Source organism: Pelagibius litoralis, assembly GCF_011683915.1.
In the GTDB taxonomy this organism is placed as follows: Bacteria; Pseudomonadota; Alphaproteobacteria; order Kiloniellales; family Kiloniellaceae; genus Pelagibius; species Pelagibius litoralis.
In genome coordinates, this window is the sequence record NZ_JAAQPH010000002.1 from 222,006 (window position 1) to 238,810 (window position 16,805).

24 protein-coding genes are annotated in these 16,805 nt (G+C 58.1%); 1 reads left to right on the forward strand and 23 read right to left on the reverse strand.

All coding sequences use genetic code 11. From position 1 onward, the window contains the following. Position 1: 1 nt before the first annotated feature. The 23 genes from HBA54_RS03180 to HBA54_RS03290 all read right to left on the reverse strand — a co-directional run bounded on the left by HBA54_RS03180 (position 2) and on the right by HBA54_RS03290 (position 15,368). Positions 2-853 carry a phage capsid protein gene (locus HBA54_RS03180; RefSeq protein ID WP_167221291.1) on the reverse strand — a complete coding sequence of 284 codons (852 nt, stop codon included), beginning with the start codon at positions 851-853 and terminating at the stop codon, positions 2-4. A gap of 213 nt (positions 854-1,066) precedes the next feature. Further along, positions 1,067-2,038: a capsid assembly protein gene (locus tag HBA54_RS03185; protein WP_167221294.1), complete on the reverse strand. Its 972-nt coding sequence runs from the start codon at positions 2,036-2,038 to the stop codon at positions 1,067-1,069. Between the two features lie 2 nt (positions 2,039-2,040). Further along, entirely contained in the window at positions 2,041-2,370 is a 330-nt protein-coding gene (locus HBA54_RS03190; protein WP_167221296.1) for a hypothetical protein, read from the reverse strand. Position 2,371: 1 nt separating this feature from the next. After that, positions 2,372-3,961 carry a portal protein gene (locus HBA54_RS03195; RefSeq protein ID WP_167221298.1) on the reverse strand — a complete coding sequence of 530 codons (1,590 nt, stop codon included), beginning with the start codon at positions 3,959-3,961 and terminating at the stop codon, positions 2,372-2,374. A 33-nt stretch (positions 3,962-3,994) separates the two neighbouring features. Then, on the reverse strand, positions 3,995-4,132 hold the full coding sequence (locus HBA54_RS03200; protein WP_167221301.1) for a hypothetical protein: 138 nt from the start codon (positions 4,130-4,132) through the stop codon (positions 3,995-3,997). A gap of 989 nt (positions 4,133-5,121) precedes the next feature. After that, positions 5,122-6,768 (reverse strand): terminase large subunit domain-containing protein, encoded by a 1,647-nt coding sequence (locus HBA54_RS03205; RefSeq protein ID WP_167221303.1) that lies wholly within the window; start codon positions 6,766-6,768, stop codon positions 5,122-5,124. After that, a complete protein-coding gene (locus HBA54_RS03210) occupies positions 6,768-7,121 on the reverse strand; it encodes a hypothetical protein (RefSeq protein ID WP_167221305.1) in 354 nt (117 codons plus the stop codon). The genes HBA54_RS03205 and HBA54_RS03210 overlap by 1 nt, the downstream gene beginning before the upstream one ends. Positions 7,122-7,298: 177 nt before the next feature. Further along, entirely contained in the window at positions 7,299-7,865 is a 567-nt protein-coding gene (locus tag HBA54_RS03215) for a hypothetical protein (RefSeq protein ID WP_167221307.1), read from the reverse strand. Positions 7,866-8,062: 197 nt separating this feature from the next. Then, the gene (locus HBA54_RS03220) at positions 8,063-8,365 is read right to left on the reverse strand and encodes a hypothetical protein (protein WP_167221309.1); all 303 of its coding nucleotides are present in this window, start codon (positions 8,363-8,365) and stop codon (positions 8,063-8,065) included. Between the two features lie 4 nt (positions 8,366-8,369). Continuing rightward, positions 8,370-8,570 carry a hypothetical protein gene (locus HBA54_RS03225; RefSeq protein ID WP_167221311.1) on the reverse strand — a complete coding sequence of 67 codons (201 nt, stop codon included), beginning with the start codon at positions 8,568-8,570 and terminating at the stop codon, positions 8,370-8,372. Beyond that, entirely contained in the window at positions 8,560-8,835 is a 276-nt protein-coding gene (locus tag HBA54_RS03230; RefSeq protein ID WP_167221313.1) for a hypothetical protein, read from the reverse strand. The genes HBA54_RS03225 and HBA54_RS03230 overlap by 11 nt, the downstream gene beginning before the upstream one ends. After that, positions 8,835-9,086, reverse strand: a complete 252-nt coding sequence (locus HBA54_RS03235; RefSeq protein WP_167221314.1) for a hypothetical protein — start codon at positions 9,084-9,086, stop codon at positions 8,835-8,837. Before HBA54_RS03235 ends, HBA54_RS03230 begins: the two co-directional genes overlap by 1 nt. After that, positions 9,076-9,348, reverse strand: a complete 273-nt coding sequence (locus HBA54_RS03240; protein ID WP_167221316.1) for a transcriptional coactivator p15/PC4 family protein — start codon at positions 9,346-9,348, stop codon at positions 9,076-9,078. The genes HBA54_RS03235 and HBA54_RS03240 overlap by 11 nt, the downstream gene beginning before the upstream one ends. A 5-nt stretch (positions 9,349-9,353) precedes the next feature. Then, positions 9,354-9,815, reverse strand: coding sequence for a terminase small subunit-like protein (locus HBA54_RS03245; RefSeq protein ID WP_167221318.1), 462 nt, complete (start codon positions 9,813-9,815; stop codon positions 9,354-9,356). Between the two features lie 7 nt (positions 9,816-9,822). Further along, positions 9,823-10,281 (reverse strand): hypothetical protein, encoded by a 459-nt coding sequence (locus tag HBA54_RS03250; RefSeq protein ID WP_167221320.1) that lies wholly within the window; start codon positions 10,279-10,281, stop codon positions 9,823-9,825. A 218-nt stretch (positions 10,282-10,499) separates the two neighbouring features. After that, a complete protein-coding gene (locus HBA54_RS03255) occupies positions 10,500-11,057 on the reverse strand; it encodes a hypothetical protein (protein WP_167221322.1) in 558 nt (185 codons plus the stop codon). A 710-nt stretch (positions 11,058-11,767) separates the two neighbouring features. Further along, positions 11,768-11,944: a hypothetical protein gene (locus HBA54_RS03260; protein WP_167221324.1), complete on the reverse strand. Its 177-nt coding sequence runs from the start codon at positions 11,942-11,944 to the stop codon at positions 11,768-11,770. Further along, positions 11,941-12,264, reverse strand: coding sequence for a hypothetical protein (locus HBA54_RS03265; protein WP_167221326.1), 324 nt, complete (start codon positions 12,262-12,264; stop codon positions 11,941-11,943). The genes HBA54_RS03260 and HBA54_RS03265 overlap by 4 nt, the downstream gene beginning before the upstream one ends. Positions 12,265-12,274: 10 nt before the next feature. Continuing rightward, entirely contained in the window at positions 12,275-13,108 is an 834-nt protein-coding gene (locus HBA54_RS03270; RefSeq protein ID WP_167221328.1) for a helix-turn-helix domain-containing protein, read from the reverse strand. After that, a complete protein-coding gene (locus HBA54_RS03275; RefSeq protein ID WP_167221330.1) occupies positions 13,108-13,614 on the reverse strand; it encodes an HNH endonuclease in 507 nt (168 codons plus the stop codon). Before HBA54_RS03275 ends, HBA54_RS03270 begins: the two co-directional genes overlap by 1 nt. Continuing rightward, positions 13,614-14,519 carry a hypothetical protein gene (locus HBA54_RS03280; protein WP_167221332.1) on the reverse strand — a complete coding sequence of 302 codons (906 nt, stop codon included), beginning with the start codon at positions 14,517-14,519 and terminating at the stop codon, positions 13,614-13,616. The genes HBA54_RS03275 and HBA54_RS03280 overlap by 1 nt, the downstream gene beginning before the upstream one ends. Next, positions 14,519-14,800 (reverse strand): hypothetical protein, encoded by a 282-nt coding sequence (locus HBA54_RS03285; protein ID WP_167221334.1) that lies wholly within the window; start codon positions 14,798-14,800, stop codon positions 14,519-14,521. The genes HBA54_RS03280 and HBA54_RS03285 overlap by 1 nt, the downstream gene beginning before the upstream one ends. A 376-nt stretch (positions 14,801-15,176) precedes the next feature. Next, complete coding sequence (locus tag HBA54_RS03290) at positions 15,177-15,368, reverse strand: hypothetical protein (protein ID WP_167221335.1); 192 nt, start codon at positions 15,366-15,368, stop codon at positions 15,177-15,179. Between the two features lie 345 nt (positions 15,369-15,713). Here HBA54_RS03290 and HBA54_RS03295 point away from each other — a divergent pair, with 345 nt between their 5' ends. Continuing rightward, positions 15,714-16,799, forward strand: a complete 1,086-nt coding sequence (locus HBA54_RS03295; protein ID WP_240932502.1) for a sensor histidine kinase — start codon at positions 15,714-15,716, stop codon at positions 16,797-16,799. Positions 16,800-16,805 lie beyond the last annotated feature (6 nt).

The window sequence follows — 16,805 nt, forward strand, 5'->3', positions numbered from 1 at the left end:
ATCAAGCCTCCGTCATCAGAACTTCGACAATGCCAACCGGATCGATGGCAATCGACCCTGCCGAAAACAAACCGTTGGCGAGCCAAGCGGTTTTCTCAGGGACGTAATTCACCTCTGTCCGCTGATCGACGCCGATGGCAAGACCAACGGCACCCATCGGCCCGCCGTGGAAGGCAAAGCCGGTACGCACCGCACCGGTAATCGGCATTCCGCCCTCGTTGGGCCGGTCCGAAACCATGCAGACCTTGAACGAAAGCCATGTGTCGATTTCCCCGTTCACCAGGGCGCGGATTGTGTTGAAATCCGAACTGGTCGCCTGTTGATCGCCCAGCAACCCAAAAATGTTGTTGCTGTGGACAACCATCTTCCGCATATCCGGGTTAACGCCGCCGGCATCGAGAAGCTGTTTTGCTCGCAAGAATTTCGCAGTGTTGAGGTTTGTTCCGGCACCGCCCTCGTTGGTCGGAACCTGCAAGGTGGAACCCGAAGCGGTCAGCGCATCGATGATGAGCTGATCTTCGCGCCGAGAGATTGCTTGCGAGATCGTGGTGGCGAGCAACGATTGCTCATCAAAGTTGACCTTGGCAGCGTCGAAAACGTCGGTATATTCCGCCGCGTTCCAGTCTTCCAAAACCGCCTCAGGCTTGGAATAAATGACGTTCATCGGCACAACGTCAGTTTGCGGAATGCGGGGGGTAGCGACACCCTGGCCAATCACCGTAAAGCGATGGCTCCTACCCGTAATGCCGGCTTTGGTCCGCACATGCGGACGCAAGACGCCGGAATCCTGGTAGGCTTGTTTGACAACCGCGTCAAAACTGGCAATAGCGGCTGCATTTAGACTCTTGGACATGAAACCGTCCTCCGTTGAGTGAAATCAATCGGTGGACGGTTAGGCCGGCTATCCGGGTCCGCCGCCTTGCCCTTCATCCGGGGCCAGCGGGGCGCTGTGGCGCCTAAACCGGGTCCGCTGGGCGGTTAGTCCGGTTACTTCGAATATAGGACACTTTTCGTTTCAAAGCAAGGCCATATCGATTTTACTTAATGTTATAAATTAAACAAGTCGTCAGACGGGACGAGGCACCGACGAGCCCGCCGGCTCTTTGCCATGAACCGCCTCAAACTCCACTTGGACCGCCTCAAAACGCCGCTGTGCCTGGGCTTCGGTAATCTTGCCGGCCTTCTTGTCCCGCATGATCTCCGCAACCTTTTCATCAAGCTCAGCAGCCTCCGGACGGGCGGCGGCGGCGGCCTGCAACTGGGTTGGAATTGAGTGCTCGCCATAATGGTCACGCATTGCATTGATCATTCTGATTCCTGCCGCCGATGTGCAGGTTAGCCTATACTCGTTTTCCATCTCCTTATCGAACAGGCCATTAGCAACCAAGGCGTCACCAAAGTTGGCCGTGGCGTCAATCATCGACTGCGCCTTGGGGCCAAGCTTTCGCAACTCTTCCTTTTGATCAATCGGGTCCGGTAGGGCAGCGCCCGATTGCTCGACGTACCATGCGATTGTGTCGTTGAAATCCTGATTGCTCATCCTGCGCTCATGGGCGAAATCTCGGAATGCGCTCACAATCGGATCTTCGCTGCCCTCTTCATCAGACAGAAAGATCCTGTCCGCAGTCGGCTTTAGATCGTCCGGAAGTTCTAGCCTATAGTCCTCCGGGTTTTCGACCGCCGACGCCTTCTTGGTGTTGTCTTCGGTCCTGAGTGCCCTGATCTCTTCCTGCTGATCCTTCCACGACTTCACCAAGCCATCGAGGCGAAGCTCACCAGTTTTCGGATCGTGGAATTGCTCCGGCAGGTATTCGGGGCGCTCTTCAAGCCTCAGTCCCGGCACCTGGGACGCCTCCGCCTCCGCAGCGGGTGCCTTGTCCAAGGCCGCGCTTTCGCTTGTGTCTTTCTCCGCTGGCGTTGCATGGTCGAGTAGGCTGGCCGTCTTGGCTCCACCATCGTCAGATGTTGCCTCGGCTTCAGCCTCCGACGCACCGGCACCCGAAACCGCATCTTTGTCAAAAAACATTCTGGTACTCATGATCAAAACTCCCTCGCCTTTTCTACCTGCCTATCGATCCATTCAAGCATGGAGCGCTGCGCGTCATTCCACAGCAGCACGGCTGTAATCGCGTCCAAACGCATCCCCGGCTTAACCCGCGCGTTACTTCTCATCATGTCGGCCATGATCTCGCGCAACTCTCGGCCCTCCGGGGTATCGAAGACGCGCGCAACCAAAAGGATCACTTGCTGCCGCGCTTCAAGCTGCTCCTGATTTTGCCGCTTAACATCTTCCTCACCCTCCGGGGAGAACCGCCGCCACGGATCTTCATCACCTCCCAAAAAATGCGGTATGCCCAAATTCTCGGACATGCTAACCCCCTTCCTCTGCTGTCGGCTGCGCCTGCTGCGCCATCATTCGCATTACCGTGTCTAATCCCTTTTGCTTCTCGTCTTTATTGCGCACGAGATCCTGCGGGACGCCCATTTGCTCGGCTATGAACTTCGGAACCTCTTCCACCTTGAAATTGAGTTGGGTAAGCTCCGGGCCGACAGCGGCCTGAGATAATTCAATCGCCTGCAAAACTTTTTGGATATCATCCAAGTTCTGTAGCTGCGCCAGCGGCGACACGATCTGGATATTGATGAACTGCCCATCAATCCGCAGCGCCTTCGGAATGTTGACCAGACCTTTGCGCCGAAGGATATGAATCCCGCGCAAGACAAGCGGCTCCAACAACTCCTTTTGGATGCGCCCGGCTGCCGGGCCGAAGTCTTTAATTTGCCGCTGCCGCCGTTCAATAATCTCGGTCGCAGACCGAACGCCGTCGTTAACGTCCGGCAGGTCTTCGTCAAAAAGCGCTTGCCGGATCTGAGATCGATAGTCGCTCAGCAGCAGTTGAGAAACATCAAAGCTACCGGGAAATTCTAGGGGTCGAAGCGTTGGGTTTTCAGTGGAGTTAGAGCCAACCGTAATCACTGATCCTGGCTGAAACAGGCTCATATTCGTGTTAAAAACGTTGTCGTCAATACCCGTCCAAACGCCGGAAGTTGCTATGCTGGCGTTCATCAGGACAAGCTCAACAACCTTGTTCAGAGTCCGAATATCAGGCAGGGCGTCGAAGACGGGACCGCGCCCGCGAATCTCATTGGTCGCCTTTTTGTAGCGCGTTACGATCCAGGGGCTTGCCGTTTCGAATGCCCGCTGCGCTTTCAGTATTTGCCGTTTGTCTTTCTTGTCGATAACGGCATAAAACCACTTTGTGGGCCGGCCTATGTCGCCGCCGGGAAGAACCGAAAACGAATCATCGTCCGGGTAAGTGATTTCGATGTACGCGCGTTTTTGCTCCTTGCCGTCGGTCGCCTCTTTGGTCTGCTCATCAGAAATCTCCGCGTCCGGCCATTCCTTTTGCGCAATGCTCGGCAACATCGATACTTCGCGCGATACATCGCCAATCGTGCCGTTTGGACCCTCGCCAAAGCCCAGCGCGAATTGTGGCCATGCGCTAAAGTGAAAGGGCTGATCGTCGTCACCCTCATTAAAAAGTAGCGCCGCCGTGCCCACCATGAGATCGGCAAGGGCCTCGTTGATCGCCGTCTCGAAGTTACTCGCCCATATCGCCGCGTGAAACTTCTTGGTGATGTCCTGCAGGGTCTCGGCTACCTGTTCCTTCTCTTCTTCTGGAACGCTGTCAAAAGCGGGACCGGGGCGCAGCTCGAAAAAATTCTTTCCGCTTGGAAATAGAAGATCCTGCAGCCGATTTGTGGACCGGCTGAGTGATTTCCCAGCCTGCGAATCAAAGACGTGGCTCGCGCGCGGCTGTCCGGGTGTGGGGTTGTCTACAGTGTCTCGCGCCGCCTGTGTATAGCGGTACGCATCGCGGTATTGACCGCGCCACTGAGCAAGGTCGCCCCAGGCCCGGTCATGTCGTTTGATAAGCTTTTCGGCGGACAGCTCAGGCATGGGCCAAGCCCGCCAAGCAGATTACACGGCTGCTTAGCTGCCGCAGTCCGGATTGTCGCCGCAGTTGCCGAACTCGCCCTCGGCAGTGTCCCAGGGCTCGCTTGTGGTCATGGCGCAGGCACCGAGGCCAAGGCAAGCCAGCAGCACCAGAAAGTGAAACGGTTTGATCATAGCTCTCTCCAGTAAAACGGAGTCTACCACCATACCGCGTGATGGTTGAAGGCTTAAATTCCATCTTGGCACCTCGCCCGCTGTCCTTATGGACCTGCATCTGGGTTGTCTCCCCCACCAAAACCGCGATCACCAGGGCCGCCAAATCCGGGCCCATCGAACTGCCCTCTGCCGCCCCGGTCGCCACCGCTTCGAGACTTACCGCCAGATCGACCACCTCTGTCGCCGCCCCTGCCACTACGCCCGCCGCCGCTACTGGTACTGGTCGGCCTGGGCGCCGCCTTGGCAGCCGGCCTTGATCCCGAGGGCGCGCGGCGGCTGCCGCTGGCATTCTGTTCCCGGCCTCTCTGTCGCTCCTGTGGCCCAAGAAACTGCAACTGGCCGGCAAAGCCACCAAGGGCACGAACCCGCCTATTAGCCTCGTTCGCTTCCTCTAGCTGCTCGCGCTGCCTGATCTCGTCCTCTAATGCCTGAGCCTGCAACTCAGCGAGGCGTTTTTGTTCCTCTGATTGGCCTCCGCCGCCACCGCTACTGCCCATCGCCTTAAACCTCTCTTGCGCCGTAGCGCTTCGTTAGAACGTCATAAAGGCCCCGAGGCGTTACCGCCCATGATGAGAGGCCAAGTTCATACGCAATTATACTAGCACAAGTAAGGACTAAGCCGCGAGACTTAAACTGATTTGTTAGATAATGACTCTCATCCAGCTCTATAAACAGGATCTTCCAGCCGGCGCGCTTAGCCACACGAATGTATTTCGCGGGCCGCCCTATCATGGATTCCCTGACCATCCCGGTATTCTTCGGGTCCATAAACAGGATGCAGTTGTCTGTAATCTCACAGCCGGCAAAGCAGTGCTCAAAGACGCCGCGATAGGACGGAATGAGCCTGTACCACCAGCGGCGGTGCTGATCGCTGGGCCGGAAGAAAACCCACCAACGGCGGCTGGGAAGCCGGCCAGGGCGGCGGGGTGCCTCTAAGGTATCCACCATCAATCAAACAGCCCGGAATGATCGAATTGGATTTGAAGGCTCTCACCACGGCGAGCGCGGGCCGTCATGGAGTTGGGGTTCTGACCTGGGGCAGCGCCGTGTTTCAAGGTCCGGTATTCTCCGCCTCCCGACGTCACGTAGCTGCAGGCATCGCCCGGATGGCTCCATTCATTTTTTTCCGGCCTATCCGCGTAGTTCTCTCCCGAAGTCTTCAGCTTTCGGCGGCACCACCGGCCCGCCAGCCCCCCAATCAGCCACTTACAAGACGGGTCCACCAGAAATCCAGGGATCGACTCGCCATTGGGAAGAGGCACCAGACGCCCCATAGGAGAGGCTAGAGCGTTGCGGCGCACGTCCGGGTCATTGGACGGGGCATACTGGACAGGAAGGCCCTTGGACCGCATGTGATCGCCGACAACGACCTTGTAAATCTGATCTCTTTGACGGGCAGCAGGATCGACGTAAACCGCCCGGATTGGTGCGTTTTGAAAATCCTTGGCATGCTCCCGAAGGACAGCATCGCAAAAAGCATCAAGGCCGATATCGGCAATAACGAGCTCTTTCAAGATCCGCCAGTCACCCAACATCCCGACTTGCGCCCATACCGCCGCTGGGTTCAGCGTACCGCCGCCCGCATCAATGCCCACCAGCAGGTCAAGGTTTGGATCATACGACAGCGGGCGGACCATCGTTGTTTGGCTGAACTCGGGGACCCACGGCTTACCGGGCACAAGGTAGATCCGCTTCGCCTGGGCATAGCGTCGCAGCCAGGGTAGGAGCTTCTTTGAAACCTGCTGGTGATAGTACCCTGGCCGGAGGTTGTTCAGGTTCTCCGCCGCTCCCTCGCCATGCACGTCCGGCTTGTCGTTCGGTGCCCAATAGCGTCCGGCGGCCTGAATGCACTCATTCTGCTGTAACTGCTCACCCATGCGGTGGTGGCCGGGTTCAGTGATCTGGAAATCGGTGCCAACTTCCAACATGGCGGGCGGTTGACGGATAACCTGCCAGTCCGCCACGAACTCCGAACCGTCGGGCAGCGTCACCCTAATTTCCGGCGCCGCGCCTTCGTCGGCCTCTTCTGTCCAGGCCCTTTCGTCGGCGGCATTCGTATCCCAGAACACTCCCGCCCAGGTGGCCCAGCCCTCATCTTTGCCGGGGAACCGCCCGACACGGCCCGTCACCATATCAATGATGCCTCTTGGCAACTCCGAGGCTTCGTTCAACCAAGCGAAAGACAGATCAAGAGATTTGAGCTTGCCAATATCATCCTCTTTATCCAGCGCCAGAAACAAAACCTCTAAGTCAAGGCCGGGTGCGTGGTCGGTCGGATGAATGATTATGTGCTGCTGAATGGGAGCTGCACCGATCTTAACGGGCGGTAGCTTTTTCCCCTTGAAGCACTCGTTCCACGTCTTGATCGTGGTTGATTTTAGTTCGCCGTAGGTGTTCCGGATGACGCCGACGCGCGACCGCCTGTAACCGTTATCGGACTTTCGCTGCTCGCTGGCGTGCCGCATTACCTTGGCGCAGGAACCAAAGCTCTTACCAGAGCCCAGCGGCCCGATAATGCCGGTTACGAAAGCATCGCTGTAGATGTAATCGTAGACGCACGGACTCCCCGTCATGTCTAGGGGTATGATCGCCATCAGTTCACCATACTCCCGGCTTTATCAATGACGGCCTTTGCAACGGTGGCCTTGTCGATCAGAGGCGCCCGCACATGATCGTGATGCCACTGTTTAACGATTAAAAGCTGTTCGCGCTGGCTCAGATCATCCCAAGCCTGCCCGGAGAGGATACCGGAGGGAACGGGTTCTTCTTCCTCCCCCTGGATCACGAAGTTAGACGCCTTGGCAGATAGCCGTGCCTTAGGTGCCTTGCGGGTTCGGTTGAAGTCCCGGCGCACGGCGCCTCGGTACTCGCCCCACCACTTGCGGGCACGCGCCAACGCTTCATCGACGCGCATTCCTGTATCTGCAAAGCGGCCATCGGCGTTCATAACGGCTCTACCTTTTCCCAGCACAGATGCCCGACGTGGAAATCATCCTCAATCAGCCGCCAAACCCCGGTATCGGTTGCCACAAGAATGACTCCGTGGAAGAGAGTGATATGTTGCGGCTCTGAACCATCGGGCATTGGAATGTGGCTCTTACCAGAGCGACCGCAGGCGCTTGATTCAGTCAAGGGTGACGCCCTCCGCCAAGCCGTTGACAAGCTCCTGAGGGTCTTCTCCGCGATCTTCTATGCAACGGCGCAGCATTGAGAGGTTAGGTTGTCCAGCAAGGCCCACGAGCGCGCCCACCATCAGGTCATAGTCATGAGCGCCTGAGTTGGAAGTCGTCTCGACAAGACCCTTTTCTCGAAGATCCGCCATACCGATAGCCGCCGCACCGGCCTTGATCCGAATGTTACGAACGTTGCCGACCATAGAGCCCAGCATGGCCCGGTTGAGCTTGGACCCCTCAAATCGTTCCGCTGCCTTCTCTGCAACCTCCGTATCCTCTGAGGCCAGATCCATAAGGCTCGCTTCCATATCGCCCTCACCATCGAAGGCGCCGCGCCGTAGCTGCTGAATCTCTTCCAGGCGAAGATCAATTTGTGTGGCAAGCATTTCGAGCTGGCCGCGCTCATCAAGCTCCGCGAAGCGTTCCCACGGCTCCCCGTCCGGTATCAGCTTCTTTCCGGTCCTACCGTTCCACGCTTGAACGAACGTCCTCAGATATCGAAGTTCATGATTGTTCATCTGACGCATTTCCCTTGCCGCTTTGCTGCTGCCCCATAGGTGCCTGCAAGCACTCGATAGTGAACGGGGTAGTGGGGCGAGTGTCGCCCATGTGTTGACTGCCAGTTGTCGAAGCATCAGCCGGCAATCAATTCCAACCACCGCGCCGAACAGGAGTAGCAACCATGCGGTCGCGGCGTGTTGGATAAGCATGTTCGTTACTCCGCTTCTGCCGGAGCAGGGACCGGGCCAACCACACTGCCGGCGCGGGTCTGGTGCATCGTGCAGAAGTCACGATAGCGATTCGCGTCCTCATCAGACGTGCCATAGGTTCGGTTGATGCTGCCGATGCTGGCGGCGTTGCAGAGCCCCCATTCGAGGTTGTCAATGGTGGTATCCGCCGCGTCGGCGCCTCTCACCTTCACAGTCTCGCGTACCGTGTCACCGAACTCGGTGAAGCCGCAGCCGCTCACAAGAAAAAGGCCCGCAATAGCGAGCCCGGCGGGAAGAAATGTCTTCAAGATTCTACATCGCATTGGTTCCTACTTTCTCTCTGGTGGACTTGACCCAGGAACGCCCGCCCGTATAGGCAGCGATCACGCCGGCCAGCCAGGGGAACTGATCCCAGGGAATGTTTACGAACTCGGTACCGTTCAGGACGAAGGCGACAACACCCAGACCCACCAGCAGGAATTCGCTCGATGTGAACCCGGATTTAGGCTGCATGAGCTGTATCCTCTTGCGATTCCGGTGGCTGCACGACCTCAAGCGAGTCAATGCGCCAGTGAGGAAAAAAGAAACGACCAGCCGGTTTAGGCAAGTCGCCCTTTACTTTGATCAATTGAACGCCGCCGGCAGATATCTCAAACACAACCGCCATGAATTTGGTGCCGTCTCTAAGGGTGGCTACGACATACTGCCCGTCCATGCCAGTGACGTTGCATTCCCTAAGCTCTTTAGAGGCGCTGACCAGCATCGCTGATATGGACATCAGGCCGCCTCCGCTTGATCTGCCGGCGCCTGTGCTTCCTCGATGTAACGGACCTGCCCCATTGAAATGTATAGCAGACCCAGGGCCAGGCCATTCTTGATTGCCGCCCCTTCCAAGACAATTCCAGTTGCATCCCAGTATCGCAGCGTTCCTAAAAGGTCGCCGTCTCGACACATCACACGAACGCGGCGGTTCCCAAAGGCCGCCCAAGGTGCATGAGTTTCAAAATCCATATTGGGTTCAGGCTGCATCGCGTTCGGCCTCCGTCGGACTATCGACCCAGCCACGAAGCATGGCCTGCGCCTGGGCGTCTTCCAGAAGCTCGATAAGGCCGGGCAGGGCCTCGATACGAAGGTTGACGCCCTTCTTGGTCGCGATCATTTCGCCTTCGTCATTCTCGAAGCGGATACGCACATCAACGACCCTATGGCCGTGGATCTCGCCAATGGTCACAAGCAGCTCTTCCCGCTTGTTCTTCCCAATGGCGCCAATTTCACACATGCTTTCAGTCATCGGTTTTACACCTCTTGCTTAGGTTCACGATTGGCCGGCGGTATGATGCCAAACCCCTGAAATGCTTCTCCGGTGTGCTCAACTTCCGTCTTGTCCCCGTACTTCTTGGGCAGCATCTTGGACATGAGCCACTTGCGGGCATCGACGCGGAGCCGGGAGCGCTGCACATGCTCGGCGCTGAAAACCTCATAGGCGGAGCCGTCAGCGCTCTTGCGTTCAACGAAATCGTTGGTGCCGTCATCCGCTATCTCTAGGATCTCATCAGCCATGCGCTCGGCCTGCATCTCCTTGGCCCGCACGTATTGGTCTAGGAATTCCTCTTTATCCCGCAGCCAATTAAAGATCGTCGCCCGGCAGGGCATATCATCGGCCTTGCAGATTTCCGTCACGGTGCCGCCGTCGGCCACCCGCTCGCAGAACTGTGCGGCGAGCTTCTGAGTGTATTTGCTGGGCTGTCCTCTAGGCATCTCGCCCCTACCCCTCGGGTACCGGACTGAAGCCCTCAGGCACGGTCTTAACGTGGGGCAACCCCTCGACCGACGCCATGCGGCTGATGTGATCCTTTACGGACCCTTTCGCGGCATACTCAAACACTGATGCCCGATAAACCGATTCAAGGGCCTGTAGCTGTGCTTCGCTCGGCGCCCTGGCGGTTTGTGCCTCAATGGCATCGTTGATAGACGAGGCAATCGCCTTAACCTGGGCCATGTGATCGTTGTACTCCTGGGAAGTCAGTTTTCCCACGTAGGCCGAGATATCGGTGAGCCCATAACCGCGCTCTGTCGCCCATCGGCGCATTGCGAAAACTTCCCTGGGCGTCATGCCGAATAGGGTAATGCCCGCTTCCTCTTCAGCGGCGCGCACAATCTCTTCCTTGGTCAACGTGCAGACATTGCCGGCCACGTCGCGAACCTGAATCGTTTCCTGTGTCATTGCTTTACCTTTCGGCTGGCTGCGGCCATTCCCCGATTTCCGCTCTGCTTACTCGCCTTTCGGCGCGTCTCCCCCGGAACGGATCAGGGATTGGTGTGCTCGGTCGGACCGCACGACCGCTAGACCCCGAGGGAAACGGTATGTTCATGCCCGGCCTGCAGGCACAAAAAACCCCGCCACTAGGGCAGGGGTGGCCTTGAGTATCGCGCAGCGCCGTATCATTGCCACGTGCCCGAAGTGGGATTGAAGCTCTTCCGGGGGCCGCTCTTCGATCCTGGCTTGTTGTTCATCAATGCCCGCTCATAGGTATGCGAGGCCCAATGCTCCTTGATCATGATTCCAAGGGCCTCATCATCGGGCATCAACTCTTCCCGCTTGTGCCGCATGGTTAGGATCATTGCCCACTTCCGCACCCAATCGGAAAACATGATAGGCAGGGTTACGCCGCCATAGCCGTCAAGTGCGGCCATCAGGGCATCCGTCACCGCGTCAACGCCGTCTTCCGGATCGGCGGAAGCCAGGGCACCCGCGACAACCTGCCTCAGATCCGCATCATCGCCGGTCAGGCAACCCACTTTGCGGTCAAGGACAGGAGGAACGTAGTCTTCCATCATTTTGTTGTATGCGGCGATCCGCTCCGGATCTGGGCCGAGGGCTTCACCACTGCCGGGGGTGAGGGGGGCGGCAGCCGGCGCGGCTTCTGTGCCAGGGAAGCGGGCATTGACCAGCGTCATGATCTGCAGGCCATCCAAGCCCATTGCCTGCAGCTCCGCCATGTAAGTGTTTACCGGATCGACGGGGGTGGCCGGCGACCGCGTCTGTTGGATTGCCGTTGTTTCATCAAGCTGCGGGTTGACGTCAGCGGCGCCGGGGGTGGCCTTCTTGGGCCGTCCGCGTTTCTTGGCGGGTTCTGCCATCGCGGGGGAATCACTCATATCCAAGCCTTTCCATGGGTTGAGGCATCAAAGCTAATGTATCAGATTAGAATAAAAGGCGCAAAGTCCAGTTTTAATTGAGTTTCGGCTGCACCAAACCGCGCCGACTGCCGACCAACACCCGGTCGATACCTGGGGTCCACCTGGGGTATACCTGGGCAATACGCGACCGCCGCAAACACGCGAAAAGCGCCAATTTTTGGAGTTGGTCGACCAGGAGCCCTGTGGGGGGTGATCGACAGGACCGCAGGGTTTCGAGCGCTCAGGGCTGTTGTGCCGTAGGTTTCCGGGGTTTTTGGCGATCGACAACGTTGGGGCGGATTCGGAGCAACTTGCTAGCACGCCGCTAGCATCTTCGCTCACTATCTCTATGAAATTATTGGACATCAAGCAGTCTGGCGCCTTCGTGGTTTCTCTCTGGCTTATCGCTGGCATCGGTTTGGCATTGCCGTGGCATCGGCAGCCCCTTTGTTTTTCAACCACCTAGACCTTGTGTTGTCAGATGGGCGCTGCCTTTGCCATGCGTTTGCCATCAGCCTGCTACGCCTCTGCTATCGCTCCGCCACGGCGGTGGAGATCCGGCGGCGCCTGTTCTCATCATCGGCAGCATGGGTATCGTGCTGGTCAAACCAACGCCATGCTTGGGCATTTGTCAGGTTGCCGGCCATGGTGGCGCCGCTGTCGTCGACAACCTTCCAGGCGCCGTTGCCGTCTCGTTCAATTTTCATCGGTGAGACCTCTCTGGTTCTTGGAAAGCCTTTTCCATCATGGCCGGCACGCCAACCACCCGGAAAGAGCCAACAAAGCTATAGCCTTGCAGTATCCGGCGGTTAAACTCCCAGTGGGTCTCGTCCTGGTCCTCCCAGGTCTTGAAGATGTCTTCGCCAATCAGCCAGTAAATCTCGTGGCGCTGGCAGAAGCCGAAATGAATCTTGCCGACATTCACATACCGGGTATCCGGGCGCCGGCAGAACGTGCACCAACCGAACGGCGCGACATCAATATCAAACTCCACACCCGGTTTCGGAAACTGCAGTATCGCTGCCATGGGCATTTCCTCACCTTGCTTCGAGTTGTTGTTCAAGGTCATCAGCCGCATAGTCCGAAAGGGCTATGGCCGCATGATCAAGCTCAGGCACCTGCCCACTTATGAGACCAACGGCCAACTGCCTCAGGCGCTTCTTTGCAGACGGCGAAGACTCTAGCCACTGCCGATATAGTTGCTGGTTTCGCTCGGTGTCGAAGCGCAACAAGTCGACGAAGTACACGACTATCGCCCTCATGGTCTCCTTCAACTCGTCTCCATCAATCCCTGAAGACATCGGCGCGACACCCGTCGCGCCTGAATCGTGAGATTCAGAGTGGGGAAATGGAGACTGGGGCAAAGGAACCTGGGAATGGGTATCGTCCTCGATACCATGGGAAGTATCGTTGGTGATACCGTGGGAAGTATCGCCCTCGATACCATGGGAATCGTCTGCCGGCCCGGCCTGCGTCTCGCCCTGTTCCGAGGTATCGTCCTCGATACCATGGGCGCTATCGCATTTTGAGAACCACTGAGCGACTTTCTGCGGAACCTGCAGGAAGTAGATGTTGACCGTCGTTGGGCGCCCCTGGCGCTTCTCGTGCTGCGATACAACCCGTATCCAGCCGGCATCCTTCAACGTCTTGATTGCCCGCTTGACCGTTAGTAACGAAACGCCCATGCGGGCGGCGATCTTTTCCTGACCGATGAAGGCCCGCCACCGTCCGCTGTCCGTTGCATCCATCAGCATTAGCAAGACCTGCACGGCGGCGGCCCCCTTGTTGTGGAGGGCGCGATCCTCGGCAATGACGCGCATGGCCTGGATCTTCATGTAGGCCGTGGTGATCTTCTTCTCGGGCTTGCTCATCACGCACCCCCAGCCGGCTTGCAGTGACGCTCGCCCTGTCTGGGAAAGTTGAAGGAGGCAAACTCCCCGAAGAGGCCCCGGGCCAGGGCGTCATAGTCGGTTGCCGCCTGGACGGCGGAGTCCCGATAAGGCCCCCGGTAAATGCCGCCCTCATGCCTGATACGGCCCTGGTACTTGTTTCGTTTCGGATAGTGGGCGACGCCGCGATAGCCATTCTGGTTGCGGTGAAAGCTGCGGTTGGCGCCGTTCTGTGAGTGGGTGGCCATCCGCAGATTGTCCCGGCGGCAGTTCAGCGGGTTGCCGTCTCTGTGGTCAACGATATCATCCGGGCCGGCACCCATGACCACGCGATGAAGATAGCCGGTAGACCCGTTGACTGTGCCGGCCACATATTTGCGATCCGTGCCGCCAAGGTGCCAGGAGTACTCTGAGGCCAGTTCATAATCACAGGCGTCAACGAGCGCGTGTTTGCCTTCTCCGATTGGGATCTTGAAATAGCTGGGCATTAGTCGGCCCTCCCCTGTTGCAGCGCTTCAGCAAAACTGAGCAGCAGTTCCCGCTCAGACTCTTCTGCAACCTTCAGGACATTGAGCTGCTGTTGCGGCAGGTGGGGGTCGATGGCGTCCTTGACGATCTGCCGCAGTCTGTCAGGCGGGATCGCGTCCAACTCACAGGCGAAAGTGTAGGGCCACTTTCTGTCCGCCGGGCTCTTGCGTTTCGGGGGCCGCGTCGGAAGGCTCCAGGCGCGTACCTGCTCCGCAGTGACAGCAACATCCTTGAACAGCACCTCTACGCCCGTCTCGTCCGCAAAGCGGGTCAGCTTCTCTTCCAAGCTTCTGGCGGCGTCCCTCCCGGCGCGGTCGAAGTCGCCGAGGTAGTAGACGTAGTAGGGCCGGTCATCGTCCCCACGCTGCGCCACGGCCTCATAACAGAAGGTTTCGGAGGAAAAGCCGCCCGTCACCATCAGGGGCACGTCGTACAGGCTGGTAACGGGCAGGATGACACCGGCAAGGGCGTTCTTCTCGCACCAGATTTCCACATAACTGTCGGCATCGTGCCACAGGGCCTTGCGATACAGCGCCGCTGTCTGTTGCACGGCATCTTCAGCGCTACTGTAAGTCCTTGGTTTCCGCATCCACCGGGTGGCGTCGGCAATCCAATCGTAGTCCAGGCGGCCGGCGCGGCGCAGCTTCAGGCACTGGTTCTGCACCTTGTCATAGCCGTTGTCGGTCTTGTCGATACCGGGAACACGGTGAACGCCGGCTTGGTAATAAAGCCCGCGCACGGTGACTGGGTGATGCCCTCCGGCATATCCTATGAGGAATGTTGCCCGGGCCTCCATCTCCGCTTTTGTGGCGCGGCGCCGCTTTACAGGGCTAGCCGGATAAACGTTGTCATCGGTTGCATGCATCAGGCCTGACCTCCCAGCAGTTCGCGCCAGCTAAAGCCGGAGCGCTTCCGGATATTCGATAGCTTCCGGACATGAACCGTTAAACCGGCGTCATCCTGCCAATCGATCTGATCAAGCCAGGAGGCCAGCACCCGGCGCGATTCGGAGATATCACTAGAAGGAGCCGGAGGATCGCCGCGCTCACCGCGCAAGCGGGGCAGGGCGAGGGGGCTATCGTCATCCCAGCCCCGGCGGAATTGCGGATTCAGTTCTGGATCATTCATCTTCGCAAAGTCTCTCATCGGATATCCTTTCGTGAGAGAGACCGGCTTGCGGCTTTTTGCTGACTGCGCTACCGTCGGTCGGTATCCAAATGCGCTACGCCTGCTTTGCGCCCTCGGCCGGTCTGGTTGGGGGCGCTACCTTTTTGGCAGCACCCAATCAGCCGGCGTCAGATCGCCAAGCATTCCGTTTTCAGAATCGCGGACGACGCCACAAGCATTCCTGCGGCGCCGGTCAGCATCGGAGATTCTGAAAGTCCGCAGTTTTCTGCGGAAGCATGAAACCTTTTAATCAGGTTGTCGCAGGTTCGATCCCTGCCGGGCTCACCACCACTCCGCCCGATAGCCATAAAATATTCAGTCGATGACCATGACTGCCGGTTGACCGGCAAGCCAGTCAGTGCAGCGTCGCCTGTATCTTTGCCCAGGGGGCGGCGCACACCGCCTTGCGCAGGCTGCGCTCGAAGGCTGCGGTTTCGGCCGGGGAGTGTTTTTCGCAGGACATATGGCGGCGATCCCGCCGCGCCCGGTTCCTGTGGCTTATTTCTTTCAGGCCGGCAGAACGCCAGAGCATCAGGTGGTTTGACATTCTGAACTCCCCTTTCGCGGTTCTCGTGGTTTGATCAACCACGGGTATTGTCACCACCTCCGGTAAATTTTTCATTGCGGGGCGGGGAGGTGCGGGAGCGCTGGCGGCCCCCGCCGAAGCCGCCACGCCCCCGGCTCTGCTGGATGGCGCGGAACAGCGCGGACAGCGGTATCTTGGCAGACAATCGTATGTTTTTACTAAATAAGACTAGAAAAAATAGTCAAATCGATCAGTTATTTAAGAAGAAGTTAATCGGGTTTCGGTAAACCGGGTCTTCAGCAAGTTAAACCTCCGCTTCAAGAGACAGGTGTCCCTGGTCAGCAAAGAGACCGATTCTTGACGAAAATGCTTGATCGACCAACCCGGACCGGCAACCGCACCATTGCCATCGACATGACGATTGCCGTCGCCATGTTCCTGATTGCCTTTGTTCTCGCCCAGGCTTTTGATTTGGCTGAAGTTTGGGAAAACTGGGCCGATCGTCATGAGAACTGGGAACTGGATGAGCTGCCTCTGGCGCTCTCCATGGCAGCCGTGGCGCTGCTTTGGTTCTCCTGGCGCCGTTGGTGTGCTCTGGCTAAGGAATTCAGACGAAGCAAGCGCATTATGAGGAGGCTTCGCAGTTCGCTGGAGCAGCGCCGCGCGACGGAGCGGAGATTGATCGAGGCCAGACAGCAGGCCGAACTGGCGGATCGGGCGAAGTCCGAGTTCCTGGCCAATATCAGTCATGAACTGCGAACCCCGTTGAACGCGATCATCGGGTTTTCGGATGTGATCGTGAATGAGGTCGACGGTCCGATCGGGAATCCGACATATCACGAGTATGCGGGCGACATCCGCGACTCCGGCAGGCATCTGCTGGGTATCATCAATGAGATCCTGGATCTCTCGAAGGTCGAAGCCGGTCAGGCTGAGCTGCGCGAGGAAGCTTTGGCCCCGGCGGATATCATACAATCGGCCATGCGGCTGGTCTCCATGCAGTCGGCGGCGTCGGGCATCGATCTGCGGTTCGACCAGAATGCCGCCGGGCTGGAATTCTTCGGTGATCCGCGGCTTATGAAGCAGATCCTCATCAATCTGATTTCCAATGCGGTCAAGTTCAGCACCGCCAGCGGAAGTGTGACGGTGACCACCGATGTGGCCGTGACCGGGGGACTGGAAATCAGGATTGCCGACAACGGTCTGGGTATGACACGGGAAGAAGTCGCCATAGCCCTGAAACCTTTTCGCCAGATCGAAAATGCCTATAGCCGCAGTCGGCCGGGTACCGGCCTGGGCCTTCCCCTTGCCGTCGCGCTGACGGAACTGCACGGTGGATCCCTGGTGGTGGAAAGCCAGCCCGGAAGAGGCACAGAGGTATTGCTGGAATTCCCCGCCGAGCGGTCGCTCCGGCCATCGGAAAGCGTCCTGGATGCCCAGGTGGCGGGTTAGACCGTC

Excerpts from the sequence above, each read along its gene's own strand:
- HBA54_RS03180 (WP_167221291.1), bottom strand. The coding sequence starts at position 853 with ATGTCCAAGAGTCTAAATGCAGCCGCTATTGCCAGTTTTGACGCGGTT.
- HBA54_RS03185 (WP_167221294.1), bottom strand. The coding sequence starts at position 2,038 with ATGAGTACCAGAATGTTTTTTGACAAAGATGCGGTTTCGGGTGCCGGT.
- HBA54_RS03190 (WP_167221296.1), bottom strand. The coding sequence starts at position 2,370 with ATGTCCGAGAATTTGGGCATACCGCATTTTTTGGGAGGTGATGAAGAT.
- HBA54_RS03195 (WP_167221298.1), bottom strand. The coding sequence starts at position 3,961 with ATGCCTGAGCTGTCCGCCGAAAAGCTTATCAAACGACATGACCGGGCC.
- HBA54_RS03200 (WP_167221301.1), bottom strand. The coding sequence starts at position 4,132 with ATGATCAAACCGTTTCACTTTCTGGTGCTGCTGGCTTGCCTTGGCCTC.
- HBA54_RS03205 (WP_167221303.1), bottom strand. The coding sequence starts at position 6,768 with ATGGCGATCATACCCCTAGACATGACGGGGAGTCCGTGCGTCTACGAT.
- HBA54_RS03210 (WP_167221305.1), bottom strand. The coding sequence starts at position 7,121 with ATGAACGCCGATGGCCGCTTTGCAGATACAGGAATGCGCGTCGATGAA.
- HBA54_RS03215 (WP_167221307.1), bottom strand. The coding sequence starts at position 7,865 with ATGAACAATCATGAACTTCGATATCTGAGGACGTTCGTTCAAGCGTGG.
- HBA54_RS03225 (WP_167221311.1), bottom strand. The coding sequence starts at position 8,570 with ATGCAGCCTAAATCCGGGTTCACATCGAGCGAATTCCTGCTGGTGGGT.
- HBA54_RS03230 (WP_167221313.1), bottom strand. The coding sequence starts at position 8,835 with ATGTCCATATCAGCGATGCTGGTCAGCGCCTCTAAAGAGCTTAGGGAA.
- HBA54_RS03235 (WP_167221314.1), bottom strand. The coding sequence starts at position 9,086 with ATGCAGCCTGAACCCAATATGGATTTTGAAACTCATGCACCTTGGGCG.
- HBA54_RS03240 (WP_167221316.1), bottom strand. The coding sequence starts at position 9,348 with ATGACTGAAAGCATGTGTGAAATTGGCGCCATTGGGAAGAACAAGCGG.
- HBA54_RS03245 (WP_167221318.1), bottom strand. The coding sequence starts at position 9,815 with ATGCCTAGAGGACAGCCCAGCAAATACACTCAGAAGCTCGCCGCACAG.
- HBA54_RS03250 (WP_167221320.1), bottom strand. The coding sequence starts at position 10,281 with ATGACACAGGAAACGATTCAGGTTCGCGACGTGGCCGGCAATGTCTGC.
- HBA54_RS03255 (WP_167221322.1), bottom strand. The coding sequence starts at position 11,057 with ATGGCGGAGCTGCAGGCAATGGGCTTGGATGGCCTGCAGATCATGACG.
- HBA54_RS03260 (WP_167221324.1), bottom strand. The coding sequence starts at position 11,944 with ATGAAAATTGAACGAGACGGCAACGGCGCCTGGAAGGTTGTCGACGAC.
- HBA54_RS03265 (WP_167221326.1), bottom strand. The coding sequence starts at position 12,264 with ATGGCAGCGATACTGCAGTTTCCGAAACCGGGTGTGGAGTTTGATATT.
- HBA54_RS03270 (WP_167221328.1), bottom strand. The coding sequence starts at position 13,108 with ATGAGCAAGCCCGAGAAGAAGATCACCACGGCCTACATGAAGATCCAG.
- HBA54_RS03275 (WP_167221330.1), bottom strand. The coding sequence starts at position 13,614 with ATGCCCAGCTATTTCAAGATCCCAATCGGAGAAGGCAAACACGCGCTC.
- HBA54_RS03280 (WP_167221332.1), bottom strand. The coding sequence starts at position 14,519 with ATGCATGCAACCGATGACAACGTTTATCCGGCTAGCCCTGTAAAGCGG.
- HBA54_RS03285 (WP_167221334.1), bottom strand. The coding sequence starts at position 14,800 with ATGAGAGACTTTGCGAAGATGAATGATCCAGAACTGAATCCGCAATTC.
- HBA54_RS03290 (WP_167221335.1), bottom strand. The coding sequence starts at position 15,368 with ATGTCAAACCACCTGATGCTCTGGCGTTCTGCCGGCCTGAAAGAAATA.
- HBA54_RS03295 (WP_240932502.1), top strand. The coding sequence starts at position 15,714 with ATGCTTGATCGACCAACCCGGACCGGCAACCGCACCATTGCCATCGAC.